Raw genomic sequence first — 13862 nt, forward strand, 5'->3', positions numbered from 1 at the left:
GCCCGAACCTTCGATGCCCTCTGGCAAGCCGTCGGCAGCATCTGCGACCTCTACGATCCCGATGAATGCTGGAATTTCTTCAAGGCCGCCGGATATACGTCACATTAAACGCACGATGCTCTAGCCGCCAGGCTTCTCCAGACCAGACCGGAATTGATGAAAAAGATCCCCACAAAGACGATCACGACCATGATCAACCGGGTCAGCCACCACTCGGAACGTTTCATTCGCCCTTGAAAACCGAACAACAACGCCAGACTCATCCCCGCGCCCCCGACTACCGCGCCTCCAGCCACCCCGCCGAGCGGTAAAGTGAGGACACGTACGCCAATTCATCGCCGATTTTGAGCGCCACCTTGTGGTGGTGCAGCCTGGTCGACCGGTGAGGCAAAAGTCGTACATCTCCCCAGTTTCGCGCCCTTGCCCTATGCGCCGTAGATCCAGCCGCCAGGCAGAGTGCTTAGCTGGATACCAACGAGGATCATCTGGTGGCCGCCACCCATGTTGATTACGGTGTCAGCGCCGATCTGGGCTAAGTTGTAGGTCGTACCGGGATCGAGCTGCACACGATCCCCCTCGGCCAGGCTGAAATCGATCACCCGGTCGATGCCGGCATCCTGCGAACCGTGGAAGATGTCAGCGCCAGACCCGCCGACGACGGTGTCGTCGCCACGGTCGCCTGACATGAAATCATTGCCCGCGCCTCCGAAAATGACGTCGTTGCCCTGGCCGCCCCGGACCTGATCGGCGCCGTCGCCGCCAACGCAGGTGTCATTGCCCAGGTTGCCCCAGACGACGTCGGCGCCTGCGTCGCCGAACAGCAGATCATTGTCCTTGCCGCCCACCGCATAGTCGTCGCCCGCCCCGCCGGAGACCGTGTCGTTCCCCTGGTTGCCGTTGATATCGTCAAAGCCTGCCGCGCCGATGAGATAGTCATCGCCCTCTTCGCCGCGCAGATAGGTTGATCCCGCGGAGCCGAACGGAACGCCGGGCGGCGCCGCAGCGTACAGGATATCGTTGCCGGTCCCGCCCCAGAGGGTGTCGGATCCGCCTGCGCCATAGAGCAGGTCATTGCCGCCAAGGCCGCGGAGCAGGTCGACCCCGGGGCCGCCGCCAATGGCGTCATTGCCGGCGAGGACTGCATTGAAAAACGACGAAATGTTATCCCCGGCGGCCCAGACCGCCAAGGTCGTCAACGGAAGCTGGGGGATCGTAAGGCTGAGCGTGAACGGGCCGCCATGGGGTGCGCCATAGGCGTAGGCAATTTTATTGGCGATGCCACCGATCAGATTTCCGGCTGCGTCGGTGGCGAAGTTGAACCCATCCAGCCGCAAACTGATGTCGCCAAGACTGGCGACGACAAAACTGCTTGAGCCGTCGTTAACCACCGCGTCCAGAACCCAGGAAAGTCGCGCCTGGTCCATGTTTCCGACTATGGCGCCGCCGGAGCCGGTGTAGAACTCCACGGGCGCGGCGGGGAGCGTCGGCTGAACAGGGACGCCCGCTGCCGGAGGGGATGGCGCAGGCGGTGACGGCGTTGGAGGCATTGGTGTCGGCGGCGGCGGCGCGGGGGCTGGCGGTTGAAGCGGACCGGGCAAGCCGACATTGCCTGCGGACACACTGTCGAGGTTAACCCCCACCAGACGCACCGTGTCTTCGAACTGCAGCCGTTGCACGCCCGGCTGACCGAAGACGTAAACGTCAGCCCCCACCTGCACGGCCACAAAGTTGTAGCCGGCTGCGGCTTGAAGGTTCGAGGCCAGCACGGCTCCGATGTAGTCGTTCGCCGAAATCTCGATGTATGCGCCGGTCGATGTGCCGAACTGAAGCCGGTCGGCGACGTTCCAGTCACTCACCGTGACCACATTGGACGCGGTGAGGGAGGCGTACGTTCCAGGCGTCACGTAAAGCCGATCCGCTCCCGGTCCCAGGGAGGCCAGATCCTTTGCGCCCACTTCGATCCGGTCGTCGCCGGCGCCGCCAAATAGCGTCGACCCGATAGTGTTTCCGCTGAGCGTGTCGTTGAAAGCCGATCCGATGACGACCTCGACGCTTCTCAAAACATCGCCAACGGGTCCGGAGCCCCGTAAGAGGTCGACAGTGATTCCCGCCGTCTCGTTGGTGTAATCCACCGTGTCGTTACCGTTACCCCCGTCGAACGTATCGCCCGCGGCGCCGCCTTTGAAGCGGTCGTCACCGGCCCCGCCGAGAACCGAGACCGAGCTTGCCTCAGAGATAATCGTATCGTTGCCCGCACCGGCGTCGACGGAGAGCAGGGTCGCCTGGGTTCGTAGTCGAAGGGTGTCCGCGAATTCGGTTCCGCGCAGGTAGAGCAGGGTCTCCACATTCTGGATCACGCCGCCGCCGAGATTGAAGGGCGCGCCCGAGACTAGACCCGCAGTATCGAAGTCAATGCCGCCTGCAAGTCCCCCCAGCGACAGCCGCAACATGTCCGTGCCGCCTCCGCCGTCGGCGTCATCGCCATAGCCGATCCCCAGCGTGTCATTGCCGGCCCCGCCGACTAGCCGGTCCCGCTCAAGCCCGAGATCATCGGCCGGCCCTCCGGCATAGTCGCCTGAATAAAGGGCATCCAGACCGGCTCCGCCAGTCAGGGTGTCGGCGCCCGCGCCGCCGACGATGAGGTTCCCGCTGTCCGCTGCGGTGATCTGGTCGTTGCCGTCGTCACCGAAGACCGTTGAGCCATTATAGGTCGACTGCATGACGATGACGTCATTGCCGGCGCCGCCCCGAGTAAGCCCGTGGGCATAGATCGTATCGTTGCCATCGCCACCGGTGGCCGCAGCGAAGGTGTTGCTGTTCGTGTACAGCGTGTCGTCACCCGCGCCGCCCTCGATCACGGAGAGAAACTGGCTCAGCCGCCCATCGAGAACGTCGTCGCCCGCGTCGCCAAACAGGGAGCCGGTGTAATATCCGGCGGTCAGCGTATCGTTGCCGTCCATGCCCGACACGGCCGTGAATTCGGAATAGCCGCCGCCCCGCGCCTGTGCGTTGATGTTGTCCCCGAACCGACTGCCCTGGACAAAGCTGATGTTCTCGACGTCGGTGATGACGCCGCCGCCGATCGTCTGGGTCATGAGCCCGAAGTCGGCGGTCACACCCGTCGGCGCACCCAGGAAGCTGATGTAGAGATAGTCTCCAAAGGCGCCGTCCGCGCCGCCATCGACATGGTCTCCGTAGCCCACAAAAAGGCGATCCGAACCGTCTCCGCCCCGCAGGGTGTCGACGTCAACGCCGGTATCAAGCTGCGGCAGAACATAGCGATTGTTGTAATATGGCAGGTTGAATTCAGGCGGCAGATCGCCGCTGTAGACAAAGTCATCCCCGGCCCCGCCGTCCAGCCGATCCGCGCCAGCGCCACCGATCAGACGATCGCCGCCATCACCCCCGCTGAGACTGTCATTTCCGCCGCCGCCGGTGGCGGTGTCGTTTTCGGCGCTACCGTTAAAGATGTCGTTGCCTGGGGATCCCGCAAACGTGGCCATGGCACCAGATACCCTTCCCGCCCGCAGGCTTCCTGAGGTCGCACACGGCCCTCAAAAACTACCTTGAGTTATCCCACCCGTCAAATCACCGGTTTGGTTGATCCGGCGGGTTATTGCAGTGCCATTGTGACAATCGATGGCAACAGCGCAGGACTATCCCTGCCGCGCCTCCAGCCAACCTGCCGACCGCATCTCCTGCAGCCGGGATGCCGTACGTTCAAACTCGAACGATCCATCGCCGGCCGGATAGAGCGCCACGGGTTCGGCGTCGGCCAGCACGATCAGGTGGGTCCGGGCTTCGTAGAGGGCGTCGATCAGCACCACCAGGCGGCGCGCCTCCTCCCGCCGCTGCGGCGTCAGGGTCGGCAAACCCTCCAGAAACACCGTGTGAAACCGTTCGGCGAGCGCCACATAGTCGTTGGGCCCCAGCGCCACCGAACAGAGGCTGGCGAAACTGGCCCGGAGCAATCCGCCGGCGGCGTGCGGGAAGTGGAGCTTGCGGCCCAGCACCTCCAGGGTCTCGCCGTCCTCGTCCTCGTGGCCCAGCATGTCGCGCCACAGCCCGTCGAAGGCCTCTGTGTGACCGGCGTCAGCGGGAGAGAACCAGGTCCCCGCAGCGCGCAGCCGATCCAGCCGATAGTCGTGCGGCCCGGCGATGACCACCACCTCGGCCTTGCTCTTCAGCAGGTCGATGAAGGGCAGGAACAGCTGGCGGTTGATGCCGTTCAGATAGAGCTGGTCCGGCAGGCGGTTTGATGTGGCCACCAGGGTCACGCCGCGCTCGAACAGGGCCGTGAACAGCCGCCCCAGGATCATGGCGTCGGCGATGTCGGTGACCTGGAACTCGTCAAAGCACAGCAGCCGCGCCTCAGCCGCCACCACCTCGGCGACGGGGACGATGGGATCGTCGCCCTTGTGTTGTCCGAACCGGGCCTTGCGGGCGCCGGCATCGCCCTTGCGCCAGGCGTCGATCAGCCGGTGGATCTCGCCCATGAAGACGTGAAAGTGGGTGCGGCGTTTCCGGGCGATGGGCACGGTCTCATAAAACAGGTCCATCAGCATGGACTTGCCCCGCCCGACAGGCCCGACCAGGTAGACGCCGCGGTGGCTCCGGGGTTTGACGAACAGGCGCTTCAGGCCGGGTCCGGCGTCCGCGTCCGCCAGTTCACCCTCAAGCCGCACCAGGGGCGCCAGCGCGGCGGCCTGGCCCGGATCGGCCCGGATCGCTCCGTCACGGAGGCGCTGATCGTAAGCAGTCTGCAGGGCGGAGGCCATCGTCGCCCGGCCTAGCGACCCTTCGGCCAGCCCGCAATCAATACCAGGACGAAAAATTTTGGCGCTCACGCGATCCCGGCATATTTTGCAACCCTGGAGCGTATCGACGGGTCGAGCTACATAGCGAACTACACGCCGATATACCCCGCATTTGTCACAAATGTTTTCGGGAGAAACCCTGTGAAGATCACCGATCACAAGCTTCAGCCGGGCTGGCGCAAGCCCTCGCCGAACCACGGCGGGCCGCTCGAAGGCCCCACCCTGCTGGTCATGCATTACACGGTCAGCGGCGCGGGCGCGAAGGGGGTGGCCGACTACTTCGCCTCGCCGGCCGCCAACGCCTCGGCCCACATCGTGGTCGGGCGCGACGGCGATATCCGCCAGGTCGTGCCGTTCAACCTCAAGGCCTGGCACGCCGGCAAGTCGGTCTGGCGCGGGCGGTCCAACTGCAACGACTATTCCATCGGCATCGAGATCGACAACTGGGGCCGGCTGATGCGGACGGCCGACGGCCAGGTGCGCAGCGCCACCGGAAAGATCGTCGATCCGGGCCAGGCGGTGGAACTGACTCACAGGAACGAAAGCAAGCCAGCCCTCTGGGAGGTCTATGGCGAGACCCAGATGAAGGCGCTGGTCGAGGTGACCCGGTTGATCCTGGCGGCCTATCCCACCATCACCGAGATCGTCGGCCACGACGATATCGCACCCTTGCGCAAGTCAGACCCCGGCCCGGCCTTCCCGATGGGCCGGTTCACCTCGCTGGTGGGCGGGCGCGGCGATGCCCCGCTGCTGACCCGAAAGGTGATCGCCTCGCGGCTCAATGCGCGCGGCGGCCCGGGCCTCGAGTTCGACAAGCTGGGGGTGTTCACAGGCGGATCGCTGGTCGAGGTCGTCTACGACTCACCCGGACCCTGGGCGCAGGTTCGAGGGGTGATCGAGGGCGGCGGCGAGGTGGTGGCCTGGGTGTCGGACCAGTTCCTGGCCTGACGCCTCTACTTCATGGTCGGAATGACGAAGGCGGAGTCCTCGACCGCGCCTTCCGGCCAGCGGGCGGTGACGGTCTTGACCTTGGTGTAGAAGCGAACGCCCTCCAGCCCATGTTGGTTCACATCGCCGAACGCCGAACGCTTCCAGCCCCCGAAGGTATGGTAGGCCACCGGCACCGGGATCGGCACATTGATGCCGACCATGCCGACGTTCACCTGCTGGGCGAACTCGCGCGCCGCCCGGCCGTTGCGGGTGAAGATGGCGACGCCGTTTCCATACTGGTGGGATGACGGCAGATGCAGCGCCTCCTCGAAGCTCTCCACCCGGGCGATCTGGAGAACCGGCCCGAAGATCTCTTCCTGATAGCTCCGCATGGTCGGCTTCACCTGGTCGAACAGGCTGGGCCCGATGAAGAAGCCCTGCTCATAGCCCTGCAGTGAGAAGCCACGCCCATCGACCACCAGCTCGGCGCCCTCGTCGACGCCCATCTGGATGTAGTCGCTGATCTTCTGCTTGTGCGCCTGACTGACCACCGGTCCGTACTGGGCGGCGGGGTCGGTGGATATCCCCACCTTGAGGGTTTCAAGTTCGCCCAGAACCCGCTCGCGCACGGCATCGGCCGTCACCTTGCCGACGGGCACGACGACCGGCAAAGCCATGCAACGCTCGCCGGCTGAACCATAGGCCGCGCCGATGATGTCCTTCACGGCCTGGTCAAGATCGGCGTCAGGCAGGATCACGCCGTGGTTCTTGGCGCCGCCCATGGCCTGGACGCGCTTCCCTGCCGCCGTGCCGCGGCTGTAGACGTAGTGAGCTATATCGGATGAGCCGACAAAGCTGACGGCCCGGATATCCGGATGATCGAGAATGGCGTCGACCGCCACCTTGTCGCCGTGGACCACATTCAGAACCCCGGCGGGCGCGCCGGCTTCCATCATCAGCTCGGCCAGTTTCACCGGAACACTGGGATCCTTCTCCGACGGCTTCAGGATGAAGCTGTTCCCGGTGGCGATCGCGATGCCGAACATCCACATCGGGATCATGCCCGGGAAGTTGAACGGGGTGATCCCGGCCGCCACGCCGAGGGGCTGGCGCATGGAATAGATGTCGATGCCGGGACCCGCGCCCTCGGTGTATTCGCCCTTCAGCAGGTGAGGGATGCCGCAGGCGAACTCGATGACTTCAAGACCGCGCTGGATGTCACCCTTGCTGTCGGCGATCACCTTGCCGTGCTCGGATGATAGCAGCTCGGCCAGCGCGTCCATATCGCGCTCGATCAGCCGCTTGAACTCGAACATCACACGGGCGCGGCGCTGCGGGTTGACCTGGGCCCAATCGCGCTGGGCGGTGAGTGCGGACCGCACCGCCCTGTCGACCTCTGCCGCCGTCGCCAGTTGAACCCGGGCCTGCACCTCGCCGGTATTGGGGTTGAACACGTCGCCGAAGCGGCCTGAAGTTCCGGTAACGGCGGCGCCGTCGATGAAGTGAGTGATCTCGCGCATGGCGAAGTCTTAAGGCGGTGAGGGTGGCGAGCCTAGGGTGACGTTGCGTCGGGCTCATCCGCCCAGTTGTTGCGACACCCAGAGATAGAGTGGAATACCCACGATGATGTTGAACGGGAAGGTAACCCCCAACGACAGGGGCAGATAGACCCCGGCGTCGGCCTTGGGCAGCGCAATGCTCATGGCGGCGGGGACCGCGATATAGGAGGCGCTGGCGGCCAGGATCGCCATCAGGCCCCGGTTCTCCGGCGGAACACCGAACAGCGCGCACAGGCCCAGCGCGATGAGCATCGAGATCAGCGGCATGACGATTCCGAACCCGACCAGCGCCGGCGACAGGCTGTTGGTGTCCAAGAGACGACGCGCCGCCACCAGCCCCATCTCCAGCAGGAACAGGCACAGGACCCCCTGGAACAGCGGGTTGACGAACACGTCGATGCGCTCAAGTCCCTTGTCGCCGGTCATCGCCCCGATCACGAATGCACCCAGCAGCAGCACGACAGTGCCATTCAGCAGCACCTCGCGGATCACTTCCCAATTCGGCCCCTTCTTTGTTTCGCCGCCACTGCGGCCTGCCAGGATCAAGCCGGTCACGATCGCGGGGGTTTCCATCAGTGCGACAATGGCGGCCATGTAGCCGGCGAAGGCTATGCCCTCGACCTTCAGATACTCGCTGGCGGCGACGAAGGTGACAGCTGACACCGATCCATAGTGCGCCGCTGTCGCTGCCCGGGTTCCCCGATCCAGCCGGCGAAATCCATTAAGCAGCCCGAACGCGATGACGGGAATGCCCATGCTGAGCATGACGGCCACGATGGCGCTGGCCAGGAACCCCGAGGAGAACCCGGCATGAGCCGCCTCTACTCCGCCCCGGAATCCGATGCAGAGCATCAGATAGAGCGCCATGGTTTTCACCACGCCCTCGGGAATGGCCAGATCTGACTTCGCAAATCCGGCCAGAATGCCCAGCACGAAGAACAGCACGGCGGGCTGCAGCAGGTTGCCGGTGGCCAGCGTCAGAATGTCCATGTCGACTCCCCCCCGGAAAGATGGGTGGCGTCTCTACGAAGCCGACCATGATCCGGGAAATTGCGAATTCCGCTATGGATGATTTGCAATGAAAATGATCACGTCGATCAACGCGACTGTCCGGCTCGCGGTGGTGAGTGACTTCGTAACACAAGGCGTGTAAGCACCTCGCCATCATGACGCGGTCCGCGCTCCATCATCGACCCTCCCATCATCCGACCCTCGCGGGATCGGGCCGGAGCGCCGTGGTCTAAGCGAAACTCCGATCCGAGCCCCGCCGTTGCGGACGGGGCTTGCCGACTGAAACGCCCCGTCCGTCGCCCTCCTTTTCCTAGAGAGACGACCTATGGACGACCTTCCCGCCTTGAGCCTTTCCCCCCAAGCCGCTAAGCGCGCGGCCATGACCGAAGATGCGCCACGCCCTGAAGCTCGCAGCCCTCGCGGGTTCAACGATCGTCGCGGACGCGATGTTGCCGCCGAACGCGCCATCTTGGCGGCTGTAAGCGGGGTCTATGAACTGTGGGGCTTTGAAGTTCTGGAGACCGGCGCCTTTGAGTATGCCGATGCCCTGGGAAAATTCCTGCCCGACGCCGACAGACCCAATGAGGGGGTCTTCGCGCTGCAGGATGACGACGAGCAGTGGATGGCGCTGCGCTACGACCTGACCGCGCCGCTGGCCCGCTTCGCCGCCCAGACCTGGGAGACGCTGCCCAAGCCGTTCCGCCGCTACGCCTTCGGGCCGGTCTGGCGCAACGAGAAGCCGGGGCCGGGCCGGTTCCGGGAATTCTGGCAGTGCGACGCCGACACCGTCGGTTCGGCCCGCCCGGAAGCCGACGCTGAAATCATCGCCATGGCCGTGGCTGGCCTGGAGGCAGCCGGGCTACCGACCGGGGCCGCGGTTATCAAGATCAATAATCGCAAGCTGCTGAACGGCTTGATGACGGCAGCGGGCGTCGAGACCGATGGCCAGAAGCTGGCCGTGCTCCGCGCCGTCGACAAGCTGGACCGGCTTGGTCCCGATGGTGTCCGGCTCCTGCTGGGCGAGGGCCGGAAGGATGAGTCCGGTGATTTCACCCAAGGCGCTGGCCTGAATGCGGCCGCGGCCGAGCGGGTGCTGGCCTTCACAGCGGCGGGCGTCGGCGGACGGTCCGAGACGCTGGCGAAGCTGGCTGACGTGGTCGGCGGCTCCGCAGAGGGCGACGAGGGCCTGGCCGAACTGGCTGCCATCGATGCGGCGTTGGGCAGCCTGGGTGTGGGCCCCGATCGCGCCCTGTTTGACCCGTCGGTTGTGCGGGGGCTGGAATACTACACCGGCGCGGTGTTCGAGGCCGAACTCCTGCTCTCGACGATGGATGACAAGGGCCAGCCGATGCGGTTCGGCTCCATCGGCGGCGGCGGGCGCTACGATGACCTGGTGGCGCGGTTCACCGGCGAGCGAACGCCGGCCACCGGCTTCTCCTTCGGCGTGTCCCGGCTGGCCTCGGCCTTGAAGGCAGCGGGCCAGGATCTCGCCGTCGCTCAACGTGGCCCGGTGGTGGTGATCGCCTTCGACCAGAGCCGGATGGCGGACTACTTCGCAGTGGCCCAGGAGGTCCGCGCGGCCGGCATCGCCGCCGAGGTCTATCTCGGAACCTCCGGAATGCGCCCCCAGATGAAGTATGCGGATCGCCGGCTCTCGCCCGCGGCGATCATCGTCGGCGACGACGAACTCGCCGCCGGGACCGTGACGGTCAAGGATCTCGACCTCGGCCGGGCGCTGGCCTCCGGCGTGACCGACAATGCCGCCTGGCGTGAACAGCGTCCCGGCCAGCAGACCGTGCCCCGTGCAGAGCTTGTCGCGGTTCTGCGGCGAATCCTGGAGCCTCGTTGATGCGCGTCGAACCATCCGTGCCCGGCGACGTGCTCAGCCGGGTTCTTGCGCCGTTCGAGGCCGCCGGCGGCCAGCGCATTGATGCCCCGTTGCTGCAGCCGCTGAACCTTTTGCTCGATCTCGCCGGGGAGGCGATGCACGCCCGCCTGTTCGTGGTTCAGTCCGAGGGCGGCGCAGAATCCTGTCTGCGGCCCGACTTCACGGTGGCCATCGCCCGTCAACACCTGGAGCGGGGACTGGCCGACGGGCGCTATGTCTATCAGGGGCCGGCCTATCGCGCCTCGAGCGGTTCGTCTCGGCCGGAAGAATTCGTACAGACTGGCCTGGAAGTCTTCTCGGCGGATCAGCCCACCGCCGAAGCGGATGCCGAGGTCGCCGGTCTGGCCTGGGCCGCGGCGAGCGCCGGGGGGCGTCAGGACCTGTCTCTCTGGCTCGGAGACGTGGCCCTATTCGCGGCTTTCATAGACTCGCTGGAACTTTCGGAGGCCCTCGCGCGTCGTCTGAAGCGGGTTGCGGGACGCCCGCGCCTGCTGGCGGCGGAGCTTGCGCGGGCAGGCCAGACTGCGGTCGATGCGGGGGGGCGTCTGGCCGGCCTCCTGTCAGGACTGTCGGAACCCGAGGCCGCCGCCCTGCTTGAGGAAGTGTGGGCGCTCGCTGGCGTAGAGCCGGTCGGCGGCCGCGGCCCCGCCGAGATCGCCAGTCGCCTGGTTCGCAAGTCCGAGGCGGCGAGCGCACTGGCGTTGACCGAGGTCCAGGCCGAATCCATCCGCGCGTTCATGGCCATTAACGATACGTCGACGGCCGCCTTTGCACAGGTCAGGACACTGGCCGGCTCAAGAGCTCCGGCGCTGGACGCCGCGCTGGCGCTCTGGGGCAAACGACTGGCGTTGCTCGAGACAGTCATTCCGCCCGGGTGCATGCGCTTCACCCCATCCCTTGGGCATGCGTTCGACTACTATGACGGCATCACCATTGAGGTCCGAAGCGCGGCCCTTGGCCCCGACCTGCCGGTCGCGGTCGGCGGCCGCTACGACAGTCTGTTGGCAAGGTTGGGCGGGCGAGGCGACCTTCACGCTGTGGGGTGCATGGTCCGGCCCTGGCGCGCCTGGGCAGGAGGCGAGGCATGAGTGGTCTGGTGCTGGCGATCCCCTCCAAGGGCCGCCTGAAGGAACAGGTGGAAGCCTGGCTGGCGGATAGCGGCCTGAAGCTGGACTTGTCGGGCGGCGCTCGTGGCTATCTGGCCAGCCTCAGGGGTGTGCCGGACGTCCAGGTGCGCCTGTTGTCGGCCGCCGATATCGCCGAGGCGCTGGACGCTGGCGAGGTCCATCTCGGGATCACCGGCGAGGACCTGCTGCGCGAACGGGGGGATGACATCGACGCGCGGGTTCTGTTGCTGAGGGCGCTCGGTATTGGCCGGGCAGACCTGGTGGTCGCGGCGCCAAAGAGCTGGCTCGACGTCGATACCATGGGTGATCTGGACGAGGTTGCGCACGACTATCTGGCGCGCAACGGGCGCCGCATGCGGGTGGCCACCAAGTACCTCATCCAGACGCGGGCGTTCTTCGCACGGCACGGAATCGCGGACTACCGGATCACCGAGTCCAACGGCGCCACGGAGGGCGCTCCGGCCGCAGGATCGGCAGAGCTCGTCGTGGACATCACCACGACAGGCGCAACTCTGGTCGCCAATGGCCTGAAGGTTCTGGCGGATGGCGTGATCCTCAGGAGTCAGGCCCAGCTGGTCGCCTCGCTGAGCGCGACATGGGATGACACAGCGCTTTCGGCCTGCGAGCGGCTGCTCCGCATCGTCGAGGCCCGGGCCACGGCCCTGCGCAGCGCCACCCTGACCTGGCCCGCGCGCGGTGACGAGGCCGAACGTGAGGTCGTGGAGACGCTGGTCGCCGCCGGTGCAACGCACCGTCCGAACGGGCTGCTTGTCGAGGTCTCCCGGATTCCGGATTCGTCGCTGGCGCTGACAGCGGCCGGGCTTGGGCCCGTGACAGCCGCCAAACCAGACTTCGTTTTTGATGTTGCGTGCTCGTCATACGACGATCTGAAGTCGCGTCTTTTTGACTCCTAAGTCAAAAAACGGCGTAGATTTCACCGCAGATCGCGAAAATATGATCGATCCTTGCCCGGGCGAGGCCCTGATGGCGTTGACTCGGGTAGAAAATTGCCGTTTTGTAATCAAGCGAGAAACATGAGGACGCAAGTTCCGAAGTTTCCGGCGTTTCGGGGAGGAAACGCCCGCTCGTTAAAGAGCGACTGCTCAAGGCGGCCCGCAGCGTCTATCCCCCGCTGCGGGCCGATTCTTTTTCAGACCAAAGCCATATCCCGCTCAAACATTTCTGACGTTTCGGTCAAAAAATCTTTTGGATCGCCCGCGTCGGCTCAGTGGCCAGCATGCGGGGTGGTCGGCGCGGAAACGCCCACGAGAAATGTGGTCTGGATCCTGGCGCCGCTGGCAAAGACCAGGGTCGCCGGTAGGCGATCTCCCACCTTCTGAGCCCGGGTAAGCCCCAGGAACATCAGGTGATACCCTCCCGGCGCGAACGCCACACGGCCGCGCGGCGAAACGGGCACAGATGCCACCATCCGCATACTGGCCACGCCCCCGCTCACACTGGACTGGTGGATCTGCACTTGCCGGGCGGCCGGTGAATCGACCGCCACAAGGGCGTCCGCTTTCACGCCGGTATTGACCAGTGTCATGAACCCCACGCCTGTCGCGCCCTGGGCCGCGGGGCGGCTCCAGGCCGCCTCGACACCGGGCGTCGCATAGGCCGCAGTTGCTACGGAAAGCGCCGCCGCCATCACCGGAAGAAAAGCCTTCATGTCTTCACCTTTCGCGCCACGGCGCGTGCTCGTGCCTCGACCGGACCCATCATGCCGGCCATAGCCTTTGCAATCGCCGGGTCGGTCGTCGCTGGCGTACCGCCCCTGAACGGCGGCTCCGGCGAGTACTCGGCCTGCAGCATCAGGGCCTGGGCATAGGGGCGTCCCCTCAGTTTCTCGACCATCGCCAGACCGAAGTCGAGGCCTGCAGACACGCCGGCGCCGGTAATGACGTTACCGTCCGTGACCACCCGGGCGTCAACCGGTGTCGCGCCAAACTCGGGCAGGACACTGCGACCGGCCCAGTGCGAGGTGGCCTTGCGCCCCTTCAACAGTCCGGCCATGCCTAGCAGCAACGAGCCTGTACAGACGCTGGTGACGTATGTGGCCCGGCTCCCCCGGTCGCGCAGGTAGTCGATGGTCGCCGGATCATCCATGGCGGCGACCGTTCCGGCCCCGCCGCCCGGCGCAAACAGTATGGTGGGGGTCTCGAAGGCGTCATTCAGACGGGCAGTCGGCGCGATCGCAAGCCCCAGGTCGCTCTTCACCGGATCCAGGGTCGACTGGTTGGTGACCAGTTCCACCTTCGCGCCCATCATACTGGCGAAGAAGTAGTGCGGACCGACCAGATCCATGGCGGTGAAGCCTGGATAGAGCAGCATGCTGACGGTTTCACCGGCATGCATCCGCATGCCCGGCACGGCCATCAGGGCGCCGTGCGCCTCGGCGGCGCGCATCATCGCCTCCTCGACGCTCGGCGGCGCCACAGCCGCCATGGCGCGCTCAAGCGACAGGAAAGGCGCCAGCGCCGACAGTCCGGCCAGGCCCTGCATCAGGCTTCTACGATCATAGGTCATGAGT

At 65.6% G+C, this 13862-nt stretch carries 10 protein-coding genes and 1 pseudogene; 5 read left to right on the forward strand and 6 right to left on the reverse strand.

From position 1 onward, the window contains the following. Window positions 1–108: pseudogene (locus ACIQ3B_RS10250) on the forward strand (IS630 family transposase); the annotation flags it as partial. Window positions 109–425: 317 nt separating this feature from the next. Here ACIQ3B_RS10250 and ACIQ3B_RS10255 read toward each other — a convergent pair. Together ACIQ3B_RS10255 and zapE are read right to left on the reverse strand one after the other, a co-directional pair. Then, complete coding sequence (locus ACIQ3B_RS10255; protein WP_397402199.1) at window positions 426–3503, reverse strand: calcium-binding protein; 3078 nt, start codon at window positions 3501–3503, stop codon at window positions 426–428. Window positions 3504–3656: 153 nt separating this feature from the next. Then, window positions 3657–4778 (reverse strand): cell division protein ZapE, encoded by a 1122-nt coding sequence (gene zapE, locus ACIQ3B_RS10260; protein ID WP_397402247.1) that lies wholly within the window; start codon window positions 4776–4778, stop codon window positions 3657–3659. Between the two features lie 180 nt (window positions 4779–4958). On the opposite strand from zapE, the gene ACIQ3B_RS10265 reads away from it, so the two are divergent. Then, entirely contained in the window at window positions 4959–5765 is an 807-nt protein-coding gene (locus tag ACIQ3B_RS10265; protein WP_397402201.1) for an N-acetylmuramoyl-L-alanine amidase, read from the forward strand. 5 nt (window positions 5766–5770) lie between these two features. Here ACIQ3B_RS10265 and ACIQ3B_RS10270 read toward each other — a convergent pair whose 3' ends face one another. Together ACIQ3B_RS10270 and ACIQ3B_RS10275 are read right to left on the reverse strand one after the other, a co-directional pair. Next, the gene (locus ACIQ3B_RS10270; RefSeq protein WP_397402203.1) at window positions 5771–7267 is read right to left on the reverse strand and encodes a CoA-acylating methylmalonate-semialdehyde dehydrogenase; all 1497 of its coding nucleotides are present in this window, start codon (window positions 7265–7267) and stop codon (window positions 5771–5773) included. A gap of 54 nt (window positions 7268–7321) precedes the next feature. Continuing rightward, entirely contained in the window at window positions 7322–8296 is a 975-nt protein-coding gene (locus ACIQ3B_RS10275; protein WP_397402205.1) for a sodium-dependent bicarbonate transport family permease, read from the reverse strand. Between the two features lie 400 nt (window positions 8297–8696). On the opposite strand from ACIQ3B_RS10275, the gene hisS reads away from it, so the two are divergent. The 3 genes from hisS to hisG are packed head-to-tail and all read left to right on the forward strand — an operon-like array spanning window position 8697 to window position 12246. Beyond that, window positions 8697–10166, forward strand: a complete 1470-nt coding sequence (gene hisS, locus ACIQ3B_RS10280) for a histidine--tRNA ligase (protein WP_397402207.1) — start codon at window positions 8697–8699, stop codon at window positions 10164–10166. Then, window positions 10166–11293 (forward strand): ATP phosphoribosyltransferase regulatory subunit, encoded by a 1128-nt coding sequence (locus ACIQ3B_RS10285; RefSeq protein WP_397402209.1) that lies wholly within the window; start codon window positions 10166–10168, stop codon window positions 11291–11293. Before hisS ends, ACIQ3B_RS10285 begins: the two co-directional genes overlap by 1 nt. Continuing rightward, window positions 11290–12246 carry an ATP phosphoribosyltransferase gene (gene hisG / locus ACIQ3B_RS10290; protein WP_397402211.1) on the forward strand — a complete coding sequence of 319 codons (957 nt, stop codon included), beginning with the start codon at window positions 11290–11292 and terminating at the stop codon, window positions 12244–12246. Before ACIQ3B_RS10285 ends, hisG begins: the two co-directional genes overlap by 4 nt. Window positions 12247–12557: 311 nt before the next feature. Here hisG and ACIQ3B_RS10295 read toward each other — a convergent pair whose 3' ends face one another. Together ACIQ3B_RS10295 and ACIQ3B_RS10300 are read right to left on the reverse strand one after the other, a co-directional pair. Further along, the gene (locus ACIQ3B_RS10295) at window positions 12558–13001 is read right to left on the reverse strand and encodes a copper chaperone PCu(A)C (protein ID WP_397402213.1); all 444 of its coding nucleotides are present in this window, start codon (window positions 12999–13001) and stop codon (window positions 12558–12560) included. Then, the gene (locus ACIQ3B_RS10300; protein ID WP_397402215.1) at window positions 12998–13858 is read right to left on the reverse strand and encodes a DJ-1/PfpI family protein; all 861 of its coding nucleotides are present in this window, start codon (window positions 13856–13858) and stop codon (window positions 12998–13000) included. Before ACIQ3B_RS10300 ends, ACIQ3B_RS10295 begins: the two co-directional genes overlap by 4 nt. Window positions 13859–13862 lie beyond the last annotated feature (4 nt).

Origin of the sequence: Phenylobacterium sp., assembly GCF_044358365.1 — a bacterium.
Taxonomy (GTDB): Bacteria; Pseudomonadota; Alphaproteobacteria; order Caulobacterales; family Caulobacteraceae; genus Phenylobacterium.

Bases quoted from the DNA above. Each gene is read 5' to 3' on its own strand.
- ACIQ3B_RS10255 (WP_397402199.1), bottom strand. From the start codon at position 3,503: ATGGCCACGTTTGCGGGATCCCCAGGCAACGACATCTTTAACGGTAGC.
- zapE (WP_397402247.1), bottom strand. From the start codon at position 4,778: ATGGCCTCCGCCCTGCAGACTGCTTACGATCAGCGCCTCCGTGACGGA.
- ACIQ3B_RS10270 (WP_397402203.1), bottom strand. From the start codon at position 7,267: ATGCGCGAGATCACTCACTTCATCGACGGCGCCGCCGTTACCGGAACT.
- ACIQ3B_RS10275 (WP_397402205.1), bottom strand. From the start codon at position 8,296: ATGGACATTCTGACGCTGGCCACCGGCAACCTGCTGCAGCCCGCCGTG.
- hisS (WP_397402207.1), top strand. From the start codon at position 8,697: ATGACCGAAGATGCGCCACGCCCTGAAGCTCGCAGCCCTCGCGGGTTC.
- ACIQ3B_RS10285 (WP_397402209.1), top strand. From the start codon at position 10,166: ATGCGCGTCGAACCATCCGTGCCCGGCGACGTGCTCAGCCGGGTTCTT.
- hisG (WP_397402211.1), top strand. From the start codon at position 11,290: ATGAGTGGTCTGGTGCTGGCGATCCCCTCCAAGGGCCGCCTGAAGGAA.
- ACIQ3B_RS10295 (WP_397402213.1), bottom strand. From the start codon at position 13,001: ATGAAGGCTTTTCTTCCGGTGATGGCGGCGGCGCTTTCCGTAGCAACT.
- ACIQ3B_RS10300 (WP_397402215.1), bottom strand. From the start codon at position 13,858: ATGACCTATGATCGTAGAAGCCTGATGCAGGGCCTGGCCGGACTGTCG.